At 46.9% G+C, this 18,055-nt stretch carries 17 protein-coding genes and 6 tRNA genes; 17 read left to right on the top strand and 6 right to left on the bottom strand.

Going from position 1 to position 18,055, the window contains the following annotated elements:
• Positions 1–22: 22 nt before the first annotated feature.
• The 3 genes from IPM44_00195 to IPM44_00185 form a co-directional block, all read right to left on the bottom strand.
• Positions 23–949: a nucleotidyltransferase domain-containing protein gene (locus tag IPM44_00195; protein QQS26992.1), complete on the bottom strand. Its 927-nt coding sequence runs from the start codon at positions 947–949 to the stop codon at positions 23–25.
• Between the two features lie 684 nt (positions 950–1,633).
• Entirely contained in the window at positions 1,634–2,998 is a 1,365-nt protein-coding gene (locus IPM44_00190; GenBank protein QQS26991.1) for a phosphomannomutase/phosphoglucomutase, read from the bottom strand.
• A gap of 530 nt (positions 2,999–3,528) precedes the next feature.
• Positions 3,529–4,602, bottom strand: a complete 1,074-nt coding sequence (locus IPM44_00185) for a peptidoglycan bridge formation glycyltransferase FemA/FemB family protein (GenBank protein QQS26990.1) — start codon at positions 4,600–4,602, stop codon at positions 3,529–3,531.
• A 98-nt stretch (positions 4,603–4,700) separates the two neighbouring features.
• Here IPM44_00185 and IPM44_00180 point away from each other — a divergent pair, with 98 nt between their 5' ends.
• Positions 4,701–5,402, top strand: a complete 702-nt coding sequence (locus IPM44_00180) for a hypothetical protein (protein ID QQS26989.1) — start codon at positions 4,701–4,703, stop codon at positions 5,400–5,402.
• A gap of 101 nt (positions 5,403–5,503) precedes the next feature.
• Positions 5,504–5,995, top strand: coding sequence for a GNAT family N-acetyltransferase (locus tag IPM44_00175; protein ID QQS26988.1), 492 nt, complete (start codon positions 5,504–5,506; stop codon positions 5,993–5,995).
• A gap of 30 nt (positions 5,996–6,025) precedes the next feature.
• Here IPM44_00175 and IPM44_00170 read toward each other — a convergent pair whose 3' ends face one another.
• Both IPM44_00170 and IPM44_00165 read right to left on the bottom strand, forming a co-directional pair.
• Positions 6,026–6,994, bottom strand: a complete 969-nt coding sequence (locus IPM44_00170) for a peptidoglycan bridge formation glycyltransferase FemA/FemB family protein (GenBank protein ID QQS26987.1) — start codon at positions 6,992–6,994, stop codon at positions 6,026–6,028.
• Positions 6,995–7,087: 93 nt separating this feature from the next.
• Positions 7,088–8,008 carry a hypothetical protein gene (locus IPM44_00165; protein QQS26986.1) on the bottom strand — a complete coding sequence of 307 codons (921 nt, stop codon included), beginning with the start codon at positions 8,006–8,008 and terminating at the stop codon, positions 7,088–7,090.
• Positions 8,009–8,244: 236 nt separating this feature from the next.
• Between IPM44_00165 and IPM44_00160 the strand changes: the two genes are divergently transcribed.
• Complete coding sequence (locus IPM44_00160) at positions 8,245–9,492, top strand: tRNA (adenosine(37)-N6)-threonylcarbamoyltransferase complex transferase subunit TsaD (protein ID QQS26985.1); 1,248 nt, start codon at positions 8,245–8,247, stop codon at positions 9,490–9,492.
• A 1-nt stretch (position 9,493) separates the two neighbouring features.
• Here IPM44_00160 and IPM44_00155 read toward each other — a convergent pair whose 3' ends face one another.
• Positions 9,494–9,937 carry an NUDIX domain-containing protein gene (locus tag IPM44_00155; protein QQS26984.1) on the bottom strand — a complete coding sequence of 148 codons (444 nt, stop codon included), beginning with the start codon at positions 9,935–9,937 and terminating at the stop codon, positions 9,494–9,496.
• 95 nt (positions 9,938–10,032) lie between these two features.
• On the opposite strand from IPM44_00155, the gene IPM44_00150 reads away from it, so the two are divergent.
• The 14 genes from IPM44_00150 (at position 10,033) to IPM44_00085 (ending at position 18,036) form a co-directional block, all read left to right on the top strand.
• On the top strand, positions 10,033–12,537 hold the full coding sequence (locus IPM44_00150; GenBank protein ID QQS26983.1) for a valine--tRNA ligase: 2,505 nt from the start codon (positions 10,033–10,035) through the stop codon (positions 12,535–12,537).
• Positions 12,485–13,249: a hypothetical protein gene (locus IPM44_00145; GenBank protein QQS26982.1), complete on the top strand. Its 765-nt coding sequence runs from the start codon at positions 12,485–12,487 to the stop codon at positions 13,247–13,249. The genes IPM44_00150 and IPM44_00145 overlap by 53 nt, the downstream gene beginning before the upstream one ends.
• A 147-nt stretch (positions 13,250–13,396) precedes the next feature.
• Positions 13,397–13,489, top strand: a tRNA-Ser gene (locus IPM44_00140).
• Between the two features lie 35 nt (positions 13,490–13,524).
• The gene (locus tag IPM44_00135; protein ID QQS26981.1) at positions 13,525–13,881 is read left to right on the top strand and encodes a hypothetical protein; all 357 of its coding nucleotides are present in this window, start codon (positions 13,525–13,527) and stop codon (positions 13,879–13,881) included.
• A gap of 1 nt (position 13,882) precedes the next feature.
• Positions 13,883–14,326 carry a methylated-DNA--[protein]-cysteine S-methyltransferase gene (locus IPM44_00130; GenBank protein QQS26980.1) on the top strand — a complete coding sequence of 148 codons (444 nt, stop codon included), beginning with the start codon at positions 13,883–13,885 and terminating at the stop codon, positions 14,324–14,326.
• A gap of 30 nt (positions 14,327–14,356) precedes the next feature.
• Positions 14,357–14,446: transfer RNA gene (locus tag IPM44_00125), tRNA-Ser, on the top strand.
• 25 nt (positions 14,447–14,471) lie between these two features.
• The gene (gene mscL / locus IPM44_00120; protein ID QQS26979.1) at positions 14,472–14,801 is read left to right on the top strand and encodes a large conductance mechanosensitive channel protein MscL; all 330 of its coding nucleotides are present in this window, start codon (positions 14,472–14,474) and stop codon (positions 14,799–14,801) included.
• Between the two features lie 52 nt (positions 14,802–14,853).
• Positions 14,854–15,390 carry a hypothetical protein gene (locus tag IPM44_00115; GenBank protein QQS26978.1) on the top strand — a complete coding sequence of 179 codons (537 nt, stop codon included), beginning with the start codon at positions 14,854–14,856 and terminating at the stop codon, positions 15,388–15,390.
• A 220-nt stretch (positions 15,391–15,610) separates the two neighbouring features.
• Positions 15,611–15,687 (top strand) — tRNA-Arg (locus IPM44_00110).
• Positions 15,688–16,255: 568 nt separating this feature from the next.
• Positions 16,256–16,328 (top strand) — tRNA-OTHER (locus IPM44_00105).
• 52 nt (positions 16,329–16,380) lie between these two features.
• Positions 16,381–16,451: transfer RNA gene (locus IPM44_00100), tRNA-OTHER, on the top strand.
• Between the two features lie 355 nt (positions 16,452–16,806).
• The gene (locus IPM44_00095; GenBank protein QQS26977.1) at positions 16,807–17,499 is read left to right on the top strand and encodes a hypothetical protein; all 693 of its coding nucleotides are present in this window, start codon (positions 16,807–16,809) and stop codon (positions 17,497–17,499) included.
• Positions 17,500–17,606: 107 nt separating this feature from the next.
• Positions 17,607–17,696, top strand: a tRNA-Ser gene (locus IPM44_00090).
• 142 nt (positions 17,697–17,838) lie between these two features.
• Positions 17,839–18,036: a hypothetical protein gene (locus IPM44_00085; protein QQS26976.1), complete on the top strand. Its 198-nt coding sequence runs from the start codon at positions 17,839–17,841 to the stop codon at positions 18,034–18,036.
• The last annotated feature ends 19 nt before the right edge of the window (positions 18,037–18,055 follow it).

Below are 18,055 nucleotides of genomic sequence, written 5' to 3'. Positions count from 1 at the left end.
GTCAAAACACTTAAGCTAATGTCTATTTCTTTTTGGGCCGTAGGGGCTTCAGCGATTTATCTGGCTCCACCCAAGTACCACGCTGTTTCTGCCAGGCTTCTGCAATTGCCCGGCTACGATCAATGGCGTGCAGATTAATGATATCTGGCCGCACTCGTACAAATGCCTCATCGCGAAGGTTTTTCTCCTGCCTACTGGTATGTCGAAGATGTATTCTGTAGCCCCTATCATCCAAGCTATCCAGCCACTTTGTACCAGCTCGATCAATCGACCTATCACCTTTTGGCCAAAGATAGTTTGGCGCATGCTGACGCACATACGGACTTGCCTGCAAAACTTCCTGCCACCTCCGCTGTCCATAAACCGGAACAGCCGTCATTAGCCAGTAAATTAGATGCGGATTATTCTCCCTCATAATGTCGCGCTCAAAGATTACTCCTCGAGTTGTTAAAACCATACCAAGGCTAAACTGGCCGGCTTTTTTATCTTCAGTTTCAAGTAACTTAAGTATTTTTAATGTCTTCCATAAAAAACCCTTTGCCACAAATACTCGACCTGGTGTCGTAACAATTAGTAGGTCAATATCGCTATCTTCATGTACATTGCCAATCGCCACACTATTGACCACGCAGACCGCCTTCACAAAGGGTAATTTACCAATAACTCCAGCCAATTTACCGGCCCGAGCCAATAAATAATCACGCTGAGTCTGTTTTTTATGTAAATTAACATACCTCACGTCAGCTAAACCATAGCAGTCTTCAATCTTTATAAGCTCACCATTTGCCACCATATCTCGCACTATGGCCAGAACCGCTAAATGACTAGCCTTTACCGCAAGTAAGGCGTTTAGGCGATCTTCACTAACTGGCAGGCCAAAAACCGCAAAATAGGCCACCATATCTAAGATGGCTTCACGAATCGACTTTTCTTTATCTTGAGCGTTCATACTCCATCCATCATAGCAAACCAGATAATTAACCTAAAAAGTGAATAAAAAAGATTTAAGCCGGTACGTCCTATGCGAAGAAACGTACCGGCTATTTAAGTGCCGTGTGGCACCCGAGGGTAATCACTTTCATCCCCAGGGGGAACGTGCGATCACTGACGGGGGTGATTGGGCCAATAAGGCGGAATCACGGTCGTGGCGGTGGACGATGTCTGTCCTGTGGAGTCTGCCCTGGAGGAGAGTGAATTACGAGTCAAGCTCGGTTTACCTCTGCTCAGCCAGATTAACCCCCTTCATACCACATCCGTCAGCTTACCCCGGGATCCGAGGCGCCAGGCTGGCTCAGAGCTCTTATTACTCTGGCCTAGCGGCGGTCAGCCAGCCTGGCTATGCGTGATCCTTTCGGTTTGTCATGAGGTCCCCCTCGACTATGCCTTTCCGCTCCAACATTTAGCAAAATGCTAAAATGTCAAAACGTTAGGACTTCCGGTTGGCGCCTGGCTGGCGCCATTCGCCGGCGTGGTGAACTATCTCTAGGCGGCGTAGGTCCTGGACAAATGCCCCTCCTTTCGCTACCGTCTCGTCTTTTTGTGGCACCAAGGCACCTAGACGATAATTTGTATTGTATCATGTTAACCCATAAATGTCAATAGAAGTAATTATTAAAAACTTTGCCACGAATTTTTAAGAATAATCAGCAATAACTTTCTTTAGCTCTATATGAGCTGTTTTTAGGGTAGTCTTATTTTTAGCTTCAATATTTAGTCGCACCAAAGGCTCAGTGTTGCTGGGGCGAATACTAGCATGCCAATCATCAGTACGAATAGTCAGTCCATCTAGCCGATCAAGAGTGGCCTTATGATATTGTTTTTCCAGTGCAATTAGGAGCTTTGTGGTATCTGCTACATCAATATTCTCTTCCGATATACTTTGATACTTACGATATGTACGCACCAATTCAGACAGCGGTTTCTCAGTTTCAGACATAATACCCAATACCATAACCGCCGTAATAAGCGCTGAGTCACAGAAAAAATTATCTCGAAAATAAAAGTGGCCGGATGTTTCGCAACCAAAAATCGCATTATGTTCACGCATCATTGCCTGCATATAACTGTGCCCAACTCGACTCTGCACCACTTCTCCTCCAAGAGCTTCGACCACTTCACGCACAATATCACCCACCACGACACTCTGAACAACAGTGCTTTTAGGGTTTTCGCTGAGTAGAGTTCCCGCCAAAAGTGCTGCCAGTACTGAAGCCTCAACGGTCTCTCCTTTTTCATCAACAAAAAAACATCGGTCGCCATCACCATCAAAAGCAATGCCACAATCAAGCTCATTGCGGGCTACAAGCGTTTTAAGATCATCCATTGCTCCCTCAAGCACTGGATTAGCTGGATGATTTGGAAATGTGCCATCGAGCTCCATATACAAGCCAGAAACCTCTAGGCCGGTTAGCTCTTGCAGCTTTGGAATCGGTACCGAGCCCATGCCATTTCCAGCGTCCACGCCCACCTTCAACGGTTTCAGCTCAGTGCCAGCAAAGCGCAAGGTATGCTCTACCCAATCTGTAAGAATATTCTTTTCGAGCTTTTTGCCAAGCTCTTTAGCCGGCTTAAACCCACCCTTTAGCACTCTATCTTTTAGAATTTTCAATCCGTCATCAGCACTTAACTGCACCACGCCAGCACCAGTTAGCTTAATGCCATTATATTTACCCGGATTATGACTGGCGGTAATCATCGCCCCTCCAGCCAAGTCATAGTGGCCAACTGCAAAATAGCTCATATCTGTAGTAATCATGCCAATATCCAGCACTTCACGACCCTGCGCGATTAGACCCTCTATGAAGGCAGAGGCTAGTGCTTCAGAGTCCGTACGCATATCACGCCCAACTGCAATGGTTCCATCAGGCATCTGCTCGGCAAAGGCTTGTGCGATATCATGTACCAGCTCTGGTGTTAGTTCATCACCAACTACTCCACGAATATCATAAGCCTTAAAAATAATATCTAAAGCAGAATTTTGCTTACTCCCATCACTCATGGAAATTATTATAGCTGATTTATGCCTGAAAAACAGATACTCCGCATAACCGCTGTTGACAACAGCACAAATAGAGAGTAAATAGAGAGTAGTACCTTGCAAGTGAGATTTGGCGCAGGCAGGAAAACCCACACCATGTGGAGTAATCCTCTTAAACTAAATTGCTAGATCTCACTCAACACAGTCGTGACGCTTTATAGCGTCTCTAAAGAGCGCCCGGCTTGCCGGCGCTACCCTAGGGGGTCCTTCCCTTCCTCTCCAGCCCCTCTAGGGTATATCGCAAAATGACGTGGCTTGCCGAAATACAAATAACCCCAACCCATGTCATAACGCTAAATCTGTGGGGCAACCACCAAGCTCCCCGATCTCCGGATCGGGGAGCTTTCCCCTTATGCAGGACTCATTAAAACTCCTCATAACAGAAGTACGACAAGAATAAAAAATCAATAAGACCAAGTCGTACTCGAGGCTATGCTTAGGCCGCACAAACTACTTGCCAGTAAAACAGTCTGGCCTATATTAAGGTCATTTTACCAGAAAATATTGTGCTTCACGCGGCTATACACCCTATGAAACAGTGGCTCGGCCTTTTGCCATCGAGCATAAGCACTGGCCCTCAGCGGTAACTCCCAGCATCCTACAAACTGTGTAATTTCTTGATTAAAACCAGATTTAAACTGATACAAACCATACATACTATGCTCTGGATTAAGCTGATCTTTTGGTGGTACTGCAATTAAATCATACTCCTTAGCGCCCCTATCGCGCGCCCAACGCATCACCTCATACTGCAAGAGATACGGTGCCATCAAATTACGCTTCGCACCACTTGAACCACCCTCCTTGTAATAAGCTTTTTCACCAAAAATCATGGCATATTCAGCCGCCAGTATCTCTCCCTCGTGTACGGCCACAAAAAACTGCCCCATTGAACTTTTGGCAAAACTCTGCCAATAAGCCCTAAAGGCATGTTTGGGGCGCAAATAAAAACCAGCTCGCCCTTGCGTATCACCCATCAGCTTATACATTTCATCCACCATCTCATCGGTGGCATCGCGTTTTTCAATCGTTACACCCTTCTTGGTGGCAAGCCGGATATTGTAGCGCGTTTTTTGCTTAAAGCTCGCCAACAAGTCATCATCATTCTTATCAATATCGACTATTATTGTGGCCCGAAACTGCAGATCATGAATACTTTTTTGGTAACCAACTTGCTTGGGTTTCAGCTCATCGTCATAGACTTCTGGCTCCACCATTAGCATAAATGCCCTTGGATCATGTTTTTGAATATATAATGCCAACTCTGTGGAGAGTGTTTTAAATGCAGCTGCTTGAGCCTTTTCACTTTTGTAGTGCGCAAAAATACCCGGACCTTTGGGGATATACCAAATCGCACCAAAGCCAGGTGCATTTTTTACTAAAGCTTGAAAATACGCCCTTTTCTTATCAGACTCCCAAACTAATCGCTCTGGATGCCACCCATAGCGCCCCTTATAGTCTCCCCATTCTAAGGTTTGATAAATATGGCCACTATCTGGATTTTCCAATATCAACCTATTCCAGGCGTCTAATTCTTCTGAACTAACCTTCCGAATCATGTTCATATTATACCTACTTTTACTATAGTCCTTTATATTGACTAAATCTAATTTTAATTATATTATATGATAATCTGTACCTTCCCCAGTCCATAAGGAGTACTGTGGCAAAAAACCCAACTCTATCCAGTCCGATACTCGATCAGAGAGAACTAGAAAAGTACCTTCATGGTATCAATTCAACGCCCGAAGCCTTCGGCGATCTGTGTGCTCGGGCTACCTTTCTGGACAAATCAGATGCCCTGATTGAGATCGAGCAAGCCGTTACTCGCCTGCGGGCTCAGCGGGCCTTGCGTCTTGGTGACACAAGCCAGAAGTGCAAGCCCTGCGAGGTTGAGCTCTACTACGGCATCAACCTGCCCAACATCCGTCGAACCATCACTCGCCAGAGTAATCGCAGTTGGGATCTGGCTCTTCAGCGCCTGAATGACGCCACCCTGCCGGCCTCACAGCGCTTTCTGGCTCTTGATTATCTGGTCGCACATCTCGGTCTACATGTCTACATCGAGAGAACAGTCGAGACGAGTCTTTTGCTGGACGCCTATGGCAACCGGCTAACGCGTGAGCTATTCGAGCTCTACTTCTATACCTACAGCGAGTACCAACTCGATACGGCAAACACAGCGCTAGCTCGACGTAAGGCTGCCCAGCTCTTGCGTGAACTCGACGCCCCTTCAGTTCTGGGTTTTGACAACCTAAAGGTCATGGAATGGATGACCGATGATGAGCATGCGGCCCTTGAACGAGCCTTCGATCGTCGCTACGGACACGGTAGCTATGCCGACCTTGTGATGTGCTCCGAATAGGCACCCCCATCCCCGACCAGCGATTGGTCGGGGTATTTCTTTACTAAAAGTATATTTTATTGTAGAATACTCCAATTGCACCTCTTCGAGAATCGAGAAAAATGCGCAGACCTAGTATCTTCATCCGTTCTGTTTACCGCCGACCAGAGCAAACAGATCGAACCCTGAAGGACAGCCGAGCTATTCAGCAAGCCGTATTCATCGAGGAACAAGGCATCGATCCGAGCAATGTATTTAATGACGAATACCAAGCCATGCACTACGTGCTCTACATCCGTGTCAACCACAAAGAAATTGCTGTGGCTTGTGCTCGGGCAATAAGAATGTCGCCTCAAGGGTCAATCAAGATTGGTCGAGTAGCCACCCTCAAAAAGTTTCGCGGCAATAAATATGCCACTAGACTACTTGAGTACCTCATCGAGGATCAAGGGAGAGCTTTCGATCCACCCTTTTTCTTCCTAAACTCCCAGCTTGATGCCCAGAGTCTCTATTCATCCCTTGGATTTGCGTCTTGTGGAGCACCATTCAACGAGGCTGGTATTCGCCACATCCGTATGGAACTAGACTGGTCACGCAACACAACCGTCGCCTAGTCCTCCAACCCGCTAGTAATAGCGGGCTTTTTATTTAAAACTACGTAATTTTCGATACGCCTGATAAGCTCGATACTTGTTTTTCTTAATCGGAATATCCCAAGTGCCAAGAGTGGTAATGCGCTTGCCGCCAAAGCCTTTCTTAAAAGCTGTAATCCCAGCCCATTTATGACCCGCTGAATCATCTGGCGCTGCACCCCAAAAATCAAACTTAGTCAGTCCAGCCGATTTAGCATCCGCAATCATCTTCCAGACTGCCGAAACTGCCACCTTGTACTCCCTATTTAGCGCCTGATCATTACCGGTATGCGCATATGAACGCATGTCCCCCCAGTCGTAAACCAAACTAACACTCGCAACCTCGCTGGCAACTGTCGACACATAAAAGCTCGCCACACCCTTACTAATTAAAGTCTCGGCTAGATGACGATAATAGCTATCTGGATAATTAGTAATATGAGCGTGTTTCGCGGTATCGGCCATCAGACGCAAGAAATCATTCATCGGCGACATGTCCTGCACTCGCCTAATCACAATACCTCGCTTTTCGGTGGTGTTAATACGGTTGCGATGACCAGATTGCAAACCCCGTCGCAACTCTTCTTCACTGCGTGAAATATCTAATATAAATGTATGCTGAGGATCTACTTCGGCAATTTTATGTGCGCCAACAGATTGTAAATCTTCCTCACTGACCTCACCGATCGGCTCCAGGCGAATAAAATCGACCTCCTGCTCTTCGGCGGAAAAAATAACTGAACGTAGCGCTTCAATCGCATTTTGTCTCACCACCGGCCCATATGGCAAAAGCATATACCGAAGCCCCTTCGAATTACGCATAAAGCCCTGCCAGGCCCATTTGCCATCCACACATGCTCGCACTGCTTCTCGACCCACAGCCTCCTGGAATTCAGCCCAAGTCGTACTCTGCAAAATACCTCCCCCTAACTCAGAAATCTGTGTATCCCAAATAGTTGGCTCAAAGCTTGTCATGTTCATTATTGTATACCAAAGCTCAGGCTACAGAGGTATTATGCAGTGGTTTTAGTGGGTAACATTAGGGTTATAAGCGGATACATTCAAATCATGTCGCTAACCGCGAAAAAGCTCTTCATAAATTTCATCTGCCATAGCGTAGATTAGTTCTCGTGCCCTGGCTACAGCTTCTGGCTTAAAATCTCTTCGTCGCTGCGTTGTAGCGGCCTGATAGGATATACCTTCAGATTCAATGAGTACCTCATCGGTATGTTGAATATGTCGCTTTTGAACACCCGACATTGCCTTGCCAAGCGCCTCATTGTGTAGCATTTGGGCCTGGCTCGCCATACGACCACCAACCATGACCAGTCCGCCACGCTGGGCTACGGATGACTGTTCATCATACATACCATTGGAATCAACTCGTAAAATTGCCACATCCTTAACTGTATCAGTTGGCAGCATAGAAAGCTCATCATACAGAACATCTCCACTCGTCACATACTCAGTTACTAAAAGCGTACGTTGGCCAATATCTTCACGTCGAGAAGCAATATATTCCTCCATGGCAGTTTTTGAGCTACCAAAGCGATCTCTGTCTCCAGCCATAAAAACCACCCTTGGATCTCGCGTACCATGCTCCTGCGCATAGCGCTGTAAGAGTCGGTGCATAAAAAGCGTTGGTAACCGCGCCGAAACCTCGTCGCCAACTATTGAATCCCAACGCCCCTCAACAATTCCCTGCTTCATTTGATAAGCGAGTGATTGTAGCTCGGGACGCAGCTCCTCTATAATAGCCTCTGGCGTAGCTTGCTTTTCGGCCGACTTCTGCAGCGTATCTACCTGTGAGTCTTGACTCTCTATTCTTATTGCATTTTTTGGTGAGACACTCTGTACTACAGTCGATGATCGCTTTCGCTCTTTCTCTTCTTCTTCAGCAATAATCCGTTCTAAATCCTTCGATAATGTATCATTGCGCTGCCGTTGATTTTCTTCTTCTCGGGCTTCGGCACCGGTTGGCAATTGTTCATACATAGTTTCATTGTACTCCCCTAGCTATATCTAAAAAAACCACATCCAAAGTGCGAATGTGGCCGATACATCCTTTAACAAGGCTATAAAGGATCGATCGCTGGAAGCACAGGCCTGGCGAGACCCTCCCGAGCCAGTTGATTCAGACCAAGCATAGCTAATCCACATCAGCTCCCCACCCACCCTTCTCAAAGGTTGGTGCTTTCTTTTTTACTGCGAGCACTCTACAATTACCAGATATGAAAGCACAAATCCGAACTATTCTCGCCATTGAATCGAGCTGTGATGAAACGGCCTGCGCGATTATTCGTGGTGGCCGAGAAGTGCTTGCCAACATTATTGCCAGCCAAGCTGACCTACACGCCCAGTTTGGTGGTGTGGTGCCAGAGGTTGCCGCCAGGAGTCATATTGAGGTGGTAATTCCCGTAATTGAAGAGGCCTTGCAGGACGCTAATCTTAGCTGGGATGACATTGATGCCATTGCTGTCACCCGCGGGCCCGGGCTGATCGGATCACTGCTGATTGGCGTACTCACAGCTCAAGTCTTGGCCGTAGAAAAAAATAAGCCTCTGATTGGCGTTAATCACATCTTAGCTCATGCCTACGCGAGTTTTCTAGATACAGATTCCGATAGGCCTCTCGCGCGAGAAAGGAGTGTTAGCTTGGATGAAGCACAAGCCAACGCTAACGCCGAGTTAAGGACTGTCCGTTTGGATGCAAATCAAGGAAGCCAGGAAGAGCGAGATCGAGCGTACTTAGAGGTACGTGAGATAAGCGAAGACACAGCTGACGCTGAGTTGCGCCAAACCGACAGTCCAGTTTTCCCAATGCTGGCACTGATTGTTTCCGGTGGCGACTCCCGACTAATGCTTTTCCAGGAAGATCTTTCGTTCGAGCTAATTGGTCAAACCCGTGATGACGCTGCTGGTGAAGCCTTTGATAAGGTAGCTAAACTACTCGGTCTCCCTTATCCTGGTGGGCCAAATATCTCTCGAGTGGCCGAAAATGGTAATGATCAAGCTTATAAATTCCCTATCGCTAATCTGGGAGATAGCCATGATTTTAGCTTTTCGGGCCTCAAAACTGCTGTTCTGCGTCAAGTTCAAGCTATCGTTGGTGATAAGCCCGGCCTTAAAGACCTCCGTAAGACCTACCAGCTACCGCCAGACGTCGTTTCGGACATTGCCGCGTCCTTTGAACGCACCGTGGTCGAAACGCTCGTTAGAGGGCTCCTACGTGCGTATAACGCCTATACTCCTGCTAGCGTGGTGATTGGTGGTGGTGTGAGTGCCAATCAACGCCTACGCGAGGCTATTTTAGCTAAAATTCCTGATGCGCGAGTCGTTCCACCTGTCTTTTGCACGGATAATGCCGCTATGATTGGTGCCTTGGCGTATCAGATGGTGCAGCGGAATTCTGGGGTAATTGCGCCAAAGGAATTGATTGAGACTGAGCTAGTGGCGGACTCAAGCTTGGAGACGCTGTAGCTTAAGTCCGCTTTTCTTCGGCCCTACAGATTGCATCAAAAATCCAACGCGCCCGAAGTTTTTTGTCTTTATTAAGATTTTTAATCTCTGTAAAAGTCAGCCACTTGGCGTCTAGGATCTCGTCTTCCTGTATCCGCAAATCACCACCCACAACCCTTGCTTCATAGACATGCTTAAGCGGCTCAAATGTTGTGTCATGATAGAGCCCAATCAGACCTTCTAGCACCACTTCATATCCAGATTCTTCTAGTGCTTCTCGTATTGCCGCAGTTTCAGCTTCCTCGCCGTTGTCTACGTAGCCCGCAGGCACATTCCAAAGGCCATACACTTTCTCTTGCCTCTCTTGTACCATAAGATACTTGCCGTCTCTAAAAATAATACATCCGGCTACTATTCCAATTCGCTGAATAGAAGCTTCCCACTCTTCTTGGCTAAGTTTATTCATAATTTATACATACTAGTTGCTCACACCAACAAAAACAACCCAAATAACCCAACCATAACTAGCATCTACATCAGATAATTGTTAGGCTGTAAAGTATGGAAAAAGCCTACGAGCCCTCAAAATACGAGCCCAAAATCCGCCAACTTTGGCAGCAATCCAACAGTTTTGCGCTAGGGTCGAATCAGTATTCACCCACCAAGAACTCGGAGATGATTAGCCCTGACGATATGCAGAGCAACAGCGAGCAGCGGAGCGGAGCTTACTCAGACGTAAGTGAAGCGAGCAGCGCAGTCAGCAACGCCGCAGACCGCAGGGATAGTCGTCCGTTCACAATAATAATGCCACCACCAAATGCTAATGGCTCCCTGCACGCTGGTCACCTGATGTACGTCGTAGAAGACATCATGACCAGATACGCCCGCATGCAGGGCCGACCTACCCTCTGGCAACCAGGAACAGATCACGCTGGGATCGAAACGCAGTTTGTGTACGAAAAGGAACTCGCTAAATCAGGAAAATCTCGCCACGACCTCGGGCAAGAAAAGTTTTACTCAGAAGTGTGGGACTTTGTTGAAAACCACAAGGGTACGATGATCTCCCAGATGCAGTCTATGGGCTTCTCGGCAGATTGGAGCAAGCTCAAGTACACCCTTGATGACGACATCGTAAATGTTGTGCTCGATACTTTTAAGCAGTTGCATGATGACGGCCATATTTACCGTGGCAACCGGATTGTAAACTGGGACCCTATAACTCAATCTGCCTATGCGGATATTGAACTCAAACACGTGGAGCGTGAGGATGAGATTTACACCCTCGATTACGGCAGTATGCAGATTGCTACTGCCCGTCCGGAAACAATTTTTGCGGACGTAGCGATTGCTGTGAATCCAGAAGATGAACGCTTTTCTAGCCTGGATGAAGCTACCGCCACTATTCCCCTGGTGGAGCGGCCAATCCCAATCATCACCGACGAGCATGTTGATCCAAAATTTGGCACTGGCGCACTTAAGGTTACTCCTGGACACGACAAAAACGACTATGAGATTGGTATTCGGCACAACCTCCCCCAACTCTCCGTCATCGACTTTGAAGGCAAAATGATCAATGTACCCGAAAAATACGCTGGTCTCACCGTAGAAGAAGCCCGCAAAGCTGTTGTAGCCGATCTCGAAGTAGCTGGAAAGCTTGTACGTCGTGAAAAAATTACCCACTCTGTAGCCATCCAAGACCGCTCTGGAGCCGTGATCGAACCTATTATTACTGAACAGTGGTTCATGCGAATGGCCGAGTTAAATAAACCCGTCATCAAAGCTATAGAAAACGAGCAAATCAAAATCTACCCCAAGCGATTTAAAAAGATTGCACTCGAGTGGCTCAGAAACGAGCATGACTGGTGTATATCCCGCCAAATCTGGTGGGGTATCCGTATTCCGGTGTACTACAAGACTAGCCATGATACAGATAAAAAACCTTACATCATCGCCAAAACCGAAGATGAGGCTCGCGAATACTACGGCGCTGGCAACTACCGAGCCGAGACTGACACCTTTGACACCTGGTTCTCATCTGGGCAATGGCCATACGCCACTCTCATGACTACACTGGGTGATGATTGGCAGAACCACTACCCCACCACCGTAATGGCCACCGCCCGCGACATCCTCCACAAATGGGTAACGCGCATGACAATGTTTTCGCTCTACAAAACTGGCAAAATCCCGTTTGAGAACGTTTATCTATGGGGTATGGTAACAGATGAAAAAGGCCAAAAACTTTCCAAATCTAAGGGTAACTATGGCGACCCTATGGAAATCACAGCTCAATACGGCACCGACGCACTGCGCCTTGCCCTATCTATTGGCATTACACCTGGTAATGACGGTAAACTCTCCGAAGAAAAAATCAAAGGTTACCGTAATTTTTGTAACAAACTCTGGAATGTTGCCCGGTTTACAACTACCCGCCTAGAAGAAAATTACTCCCCTAAGCAGCCCGAACTACTCTCCCCTGCTGACCACTGGATTATTGAAAAGACTAACACGGCCATCAAAGACGTAACTCGACACCTCGATAACTACCGCTTTTCTGAAGCTGGTGAAGCGGTCTATCACCTGCTGTGGAGTGAGCTTGCCGATTACTACATAGAGTACTCAAAACAATCCCTCAATCCTGAGGTGCTTGCCTATGTTCTCGATACTGTTCTCAGGCTTGCTCACCCGTTCGCCCCCTTTGTAACAGAAGCGATCTGGCAGGAACTACCCTGGACAAACACAAATCTTATTACCGAACATTGGCCGAAATCTATTATACAGACAAATAGCGAACAAGCCAAGGGTTTTGGTATTGAAATCGCAGCTATTCTCGCTCAAAAACAGACTGATTCAGATAATGCGCTCCGCGTGAAACTCGAAAAAGAACTTCAACTCAAAAAACAGCATATCGAGATCATCCAAAATAAGTTAGCTAATCAAAGTTTTACCGCCAATGCACCAGAGAGCGTTGTGGACGCCGAACGTGCTAGACTAGAGGAAGCTCAAACCGCCTATGAAGAACTCCAAACCGCTCTCATTCAAGCCAACTCCTCGCAAGCATCCTAAGCGACTCAAATATATCATTGGGGGAGTGGTCTTAGTTTGTTTATTATCATATATTTTTGGTCGTGACACCGCCGCCGATCAGATGGCAAAACAATCTACCAATATGTCACCACAGCAGAGAGAGCGCTATCTGCTTAATCTATCTACGGCTAGTCTTAGGGCTGATTCTGCTCAAAAAGCTTTGGCCGAATTCTATCTAACCCAAGAAAACTACGCCAAAGCCGCTCAAGCTTACCATGACGGCTCGGCCAGTTTACGCGATGAAGCCGCCTTAAACTACACCGAAGCAGGTAAGTATGACAAAGCGATTATTATCTATAAAAATCTCTCAAAAAATCAAACCAACCCGGAGTTTAGTTACTTATTAGCCAGAAGCTACGTCAACAATAACCAGGCCAAGTCTGGTTGTGAGCTTAAAAATAATCTAGAAGAAGGGGAGTGGGCGACTAAGCTTAAAGGCCTATGTGATTTTGTCGATAAACAAAGTCTCAACCGCAAAGACATCTACGAACTTAATAATCTGGGTGCGGACACCCTAGTGGAACAATATCTATCCAAGTCTGAGCAAAAGACTACTGAAGATTGGCTAATATTAGCTCGCATCTACCAAAAAAGAGGGGACTTAGCTCGTGCGCGTGAAACGATCCGTGCAGCCCTTGAGCAGTTGCCCTATGATGTCAACCTACAAAAAGCCCAAAAAGCTATTCAGTAAAACCATGTGAAACGAGATGGTTTCACAATATTCTTATGTTTTTCGTTCTAATTTCGCTTTTTAGATAATTTTTATACACCGTACATAGAATTTTCTAAGCAAATAACGTATAATTTTCATCTGTAGCACCTGATATTCTTACCATAAGGAGAGGTACCCAAGTGGCTGAAGGGGCTGGTTTGCTAAACCGGTAGGTCGGGGAAACCTGGCGCGAGGGTTCGAATCCCTCCCTCTCCGCCATGATGAACAGATTTCTCGATAGAAATCGGCTGATCATGGCGAAAAACTCACTTACTTTCGATGACTTCACTGCATTTATCGCCAATTTAGATGCCAGCTTTCGTGCTGCCTCGAAAAACACAGCCAAAGATAATCAGCTCCACACCTTGGGGGTGCTTGCAAAACTGAGTGAAGAAACTGGCGAACTAGCCGAAGCGATTCTGGCTTTTTATGGCGAGCAAAGGGCGAGTAAAGGCAATCGGCCTCTTATAAGGCATGAAATTGCACTCGAAATAGCTGATGTCTATATCGTAGCGGCGTTGCTCGCTCGGCATTTTGATATCAACATAGCCTCGGCACTGTCAGAAAAAATGGCTCAAATTCGCCAGCGACACCTCAAAGGCGACATATAGCATGCGCACTCCATTGGGTGAAGTTGTCATCAATGGCACTGGTAAGCGGATTTCTCTTATTCATTTTGCCGTCAATTCAGTGCCAGATTCTAACTCTGATGCTACAACGCAACTCTCCGAATACTTTGCCGGCCAGCGGATAAACTTTAACCTGAAACTTGCGCCCGAGGGAACGCTTTTTCAAAAGCAAGTTTGGGAGGAGATGCAGAAAATCCCGTTTGGTGAAACCGCCACCTATGCCGATATCGCCAAAAGAGTAGGGCGGCCCGAAGCCTGGCGAGCGGTAGCAAATGCCTGTGGTAAAAATCCAATAGTTATTGCTATTCCGTGTCACCGCGTCGTTGGCTCACACGGTAAACTAGGTGGATATTCTGGCGGAATTGAGCGTAAACAGTGGTTATTACAGCACGAAGCCGCCGTGCTCTCGAGAATTTCCCGAAAATAACGTATAATCTATGCGTTCCACTTAAAACACGGAGAGGTGACCGAGTGGTTGAAGGTACCAGTCTTGAAAACTGGCGTGCGGGCAACTGTACCGTGGGTTCGAATCCCACCCTCTCCGCCATTAATTATTGATCAGGAATTATTTTATGAAAAAGCATATGAACGGTTTTATGGACTTCATTCGTGAACAGGGAGTAGTTGGCCTGGCAGTTGGCTTCATACTTGGAGCCGCAGTGGCAAAAGTTGTGTCGTCGCTGGTAAGCGATATTGTTAACCCCTTGGTGGGCTTGGCATTAGGGTCGGCCGATGGCCTGAAAGCGGCAAACGTTAAACTCGCTGGAGCCACCATTACATATGGTAATTTTATTGCTACTCTGCTAGATTTTGCGATTATTGCACTTGTCGTTTATTTAGGGGTTAAAATACTCGGACTGGACCGCCTCGATAAAAAGACAGATGACAAAAAAGATTCCTAGTAAGCGCTAGAGTTTTGCCCTTTTTGAACAATTGGGAGATAATAGCACTAGTATGCAACCAGACGTCCAAGCTCCAGAGTCCGAAGAGGTTAACCAAGAGGTTGATCCACAGCAAATCGTCGAGCAACCAGACGAAGTCTTGTTGCAGTGGCAAATTCAAGACACCACTCCAGAACACAAAAGTACGTTGTGGTACGTCATTCTGGGCTTAATTGCAGCGGTCATTATCGTAATTGCTGTCTTCACGCAAACCTGGGCTGTCATACCTCTTGGTGTGCTTGTGCCATGGGCACTATCAATCTATACAAATCGTGGTATTGGCGACCACAGCTACGAACTAGCAACCTTTCATGTTGCAATTGACGGAAAGCCACATCCGTACACAAATTTTAAATCATTTTTTACTGTTACTACCGGCAAACTAACTACTTTTGAGTTAGTGCCAGCTAAGCGTTTTGGCCAGCTCACCACTCTTCACGCTAACGAGGAGGACGTAGAAGATGTAGTCGATATTCTTACCTCTGTACTGCCTGAAACCGAGCCGCAGGGATATACTGGAGAATCATTCTTCAAGCGACTAAAATTCTAAACCTTTACGAAATAGGATAAATTAGGTAAAATAACTTCTGCTTTTTGTACCTTTGCATGAATTTCTTTTTCAAAAATAGCAACGGAACGCTTCTGTAGCGAATTTATACTTGTTTCTCAATTATGAGCGCTAGAAAGCAGTTGGTATTTTTGAGGAGGAGTTTCTCGTGGAGAGTGGCAGCGAAGAGATTTTCGCCAAAACTCGAAGAGAGAAACGACGTGCGCTCGTAGCTCAGTTGGATAGAGCGTTGGTTTGCGGTACCAGAGGCCGCAGGTTCGAATCCTGCCGAGCGCACCATGGCAACTTATGGTTAGTGCGCTATTTTCTTGTGAAGTCGGGGAGGGAAGCATCCTTTCTCGATGGCACCAGAAAATTTAACCTTTTACCTAGATCCGGCGTGTCCCAAAAGTGGATGTGATGTGCCTCCGTCACAAAAGCGCAAGTAAATATAGCTTGTAATTACAGGCTTATATTTAAGAGACTTCGCTGCACAAAGGATCGGTGCTGCACCTGAACCTGCTGGAAGCCTTAGCTCGCGGCAGGTGCAGCAACTTCGCACCTTAAAGCATGCAACAATTCTGGGAATAAATGCCCAGACGTTTGGCGACAAGGCCGTCCCTCGCTTTAGCTTAGGATGGCTCACAGGGATCGGGGATCCCCTGCATGCCAAATGAATAACCCCGACATTCCTGAGATGTACGCCACCGATACGAGCGGATTGGGTACCCGCACCGTCATCCAAGGTGGTAGGGAGGCTAGCTACCTCATTCGGTCTTACGCCAAGGGCCCTCGCGCCTACGTGACCGGACCGATGGAACAGCTAGGGGTTGGGGTGCTCAGGACACCTCTGCTCCGACCAGTCACACGGGCTGTAAGCTCAAAGGTAGAGCTGCCGAGCTTTGCCTTGGCGGTAACAGGTTCGAATCCTGTCAGCCCGACAATCTCATGCCAGGCTAGTGCCGCCAACACTTTTAGCGCCAAGCATGAGGCGAGGGGGTAGCTCACAGGAGAGCACCCGCCCATCGGCGGGAGGTATGTGGGTTCGAATCCCACCCCCTTCACTGCTCTCACCTTCAGCTGGCGAGGTGATGGTCTGTAATCAAGAGAGGATTTCTCAAAAATTACAGGGTCGAGAGGCGCGTCCTTCACACGGACGATAGCTACGACACAATACAAGTCAGCTCGTCGACGATACGTGAGCCACCCTTAAAGACACACAACGTACACCATAGCGCATCGCTGGGCTCACGCCATGCTAGCACTACAAGCAGACTAGGTAGTCCATGCCAATGTTCGCTAGATGTGCTGGCCACCAACCGCCGGTCGGGGAGTAATCCTCGACCGGCACCTCTTTTTATTCACAGACCGCCCCAAAATTAGTACAATTCTAAGTATAATTAACTTAACAAGAAAGCCATGCCCACTAAAAAATCTCCAGCCGTCACACCACCGCCTCCACCGCCAGCAACTACTCAAGCATCACAATATCCAGGTGCATTTGGCTTATTCAAACCCAGTAGCGATGCAATTCGCCTAGCATTTGTGCCACTATTTTTAATATTTATAATCTCAGTTGGTATCGGCATGGCTATTGGCTTTATTTCTGGCGACAATAGAGATTTAGCAAATAATCTGTCTAGTATAGCTAACTTTGTTGTATCACTCTTCACCACCCCTATGATTGCATTTATTCTACTGTATGCCGTGCGTGGCACACGTAAAGAACTGCGTGAGTCATTTGAGTACGCATTACAAAATATTATTCGCTTCTTAGTCGCTAATCTTCTGGCGGGATTAGCAATCCTTATAGGGTTGGTATTTTTTATAGTGCCTGGTATTTTGCTGGCAATTAAATTCTCAATGACTAACTACCTACTGGTAGATAACCCAAAAATGAGGGGTACAGAAGCGCTTTCAAAGAGTTGGGATATTACTACCGGCCATATGGGTAAAGTCTTCGGCATAATAGGCGTATCGCTGCTTATGCTTCTGCCAATTATTACAATTGTAGGAATTATTGCTACAGTAATCTTACTCGTTCTCTACGCTGCGGCTATACCGGTTCTCTATGACTATATTTTAAAGAGCAATAAGCCGGCCACAAAATAGACTACTAACTATACTGGCGGAATGAATGTGGTTATTTTTTAGCTAGGTGCTGGAAAATTGTACTCAATCAAGTATAATAACTCGAGCCAACTCTCATAGTAGCCCATGGAGAGGTGCAGGAGTGGTTGAACTGGCTTGTCTCGAAAACAAGTGTGCCGGCAACGGTACCGTGGGTTCGAATCCCACCCTCTCCGCCATTACCCTGATTAGTCCGAAGGGCCGAGCAGTGTAATGATGCAAGGGATCTGAACCTGTACCGTAAAGCGATGGGTTCGGCGTAGCGAGTTCGTGCACAGAAGGCTTTAGCCGCTATCCACCCTCTTGCGCCAGTTCTGTGTCGTGAAAAAAATTCACGGCAAGGACCTGGAGGAAGAAATGGCGACCGAGATAGTTTTGACCGATGGCGCTGCCGACTGGCTCAAAGAAATACTCAAGAATCTACAAGACGATTGGTGCTGGTCGAGTAATCCAAGAGTCGCACCAACCCTTGATGACACACTATACCTGCGAGAAATAATGCAAGAGCTAAATAAGTGAACGTGGTAGATACGACAAA

It is taken from the genome of bacterium (assembly GCA_016700035.1).
Lineage (GTDB): Bacteria > Patescibacteriota > Saccharimonadia > CAILAD01.
This window is presented reverse-complemented; position numbering and strand designations above follow the sequence as displayed.

Bases quoted from the DNA above. Each gene is read 5' to 3' on its own strand.
- IPM44_00155 (QQS26984.1), bottom strand. From the start codon at position 9,937: ATGAATAAACTTAGCCAAGAAGAGTGGGAAGCTTCTATTCAGCGAATT.
- IPM44_00135 (QQS26981.1), top strand. From the start codon at position 13,525: ATGGCGAAAAACTCACTTACTTTCGATGACTTCACTGCATTTATCGCC.
- IPM44_00195 (QQS26992.1), bottom strand. From the start codon at position 949: ATGAACGCTCAAGATAAAGAAAAGTCGATTCGTGAAGCCATCTTAGAT.
- IPM44_00175 (QQS26988.1), top strand. From the start codon at position 5,504: ATGCGCAGACCTAGTATCTTCATCCGTTCTGTTTACCGCCGACCAGAG.
- IPM44_00170 (QQS26987.1), bottom strand. From the start codon at position 6,994: ATGAACATGACAAGCTTTGAGCCAACTATTTGGGATACACAGATTTCT.
- IPM44_00185 (QQS26990.1), bottom strand. From the start codon at position 4,602: ATGAACATGATTCGGAAGGTTAGTTCAGAAGAATTAGACGCCTGGAAT.
- IPM44_00150 (QQS26983.1), top strand. From the start codon at position 10,033: ATGGAAAAAGCCTACGAGCCCTCAAAATACGAGCCCAAAATCCGCCAA.
- IPM44_00160 (QQS26985.1), top strand. From the start codon at position 8,245: ATGAAAGCACAAATCCGAACTATTCTCGCCATTGAATCGAGCTGTGAT.
- IPM44_00145 (QQS26982.1), top strand. From the start codon at position 12,485: ATGAAGAACTCCAAACCGCTCTCATTCAAGCCAACTCCTCGCAAGCAT.
- mscL (QQS26979.1), top strand. From the start codon at position 14,472: ATGAAAAAGCATATGAACGGTTTTATGGACTTCATTCGTGAACAGGGA.
- IPM44_00190 (QQS26991.1), bottom strand. From the start codon at position 2,998: ATGAGTGATGGGAGTAAGCAAAATTCTGCTTTAGATATTATTTTTAAG.
- IPM44_00095 (QQS26977.1), top strand. From the start codon at position 16,807: ATGCCCACTAAAAAATCTCCAGCCGTCACACCACCGCCTCCACCGCCA.
- IPM44_00130 (QQS26980.1), top strand. From the start codon at position 13,883: ATGCGCACTCCATTGGGTGAAGTTGTCATCAATGGCACTGGTAAGCGG.
- IPM44_00165 (QQS26986.1), bottom strand. From the start codon at position 8,008: ATGTATGAACAATTGCCAACCGGTGCCGAAGCCCGAGAAGAAGAAAAT.
- IPM44_00115 (QQS26978.1), top strand. From the start codon at position 14,854: ATGCAACCAGACGTCCAAGCTCCAGAGTCCGAAGAGGTTAACCAAGAG.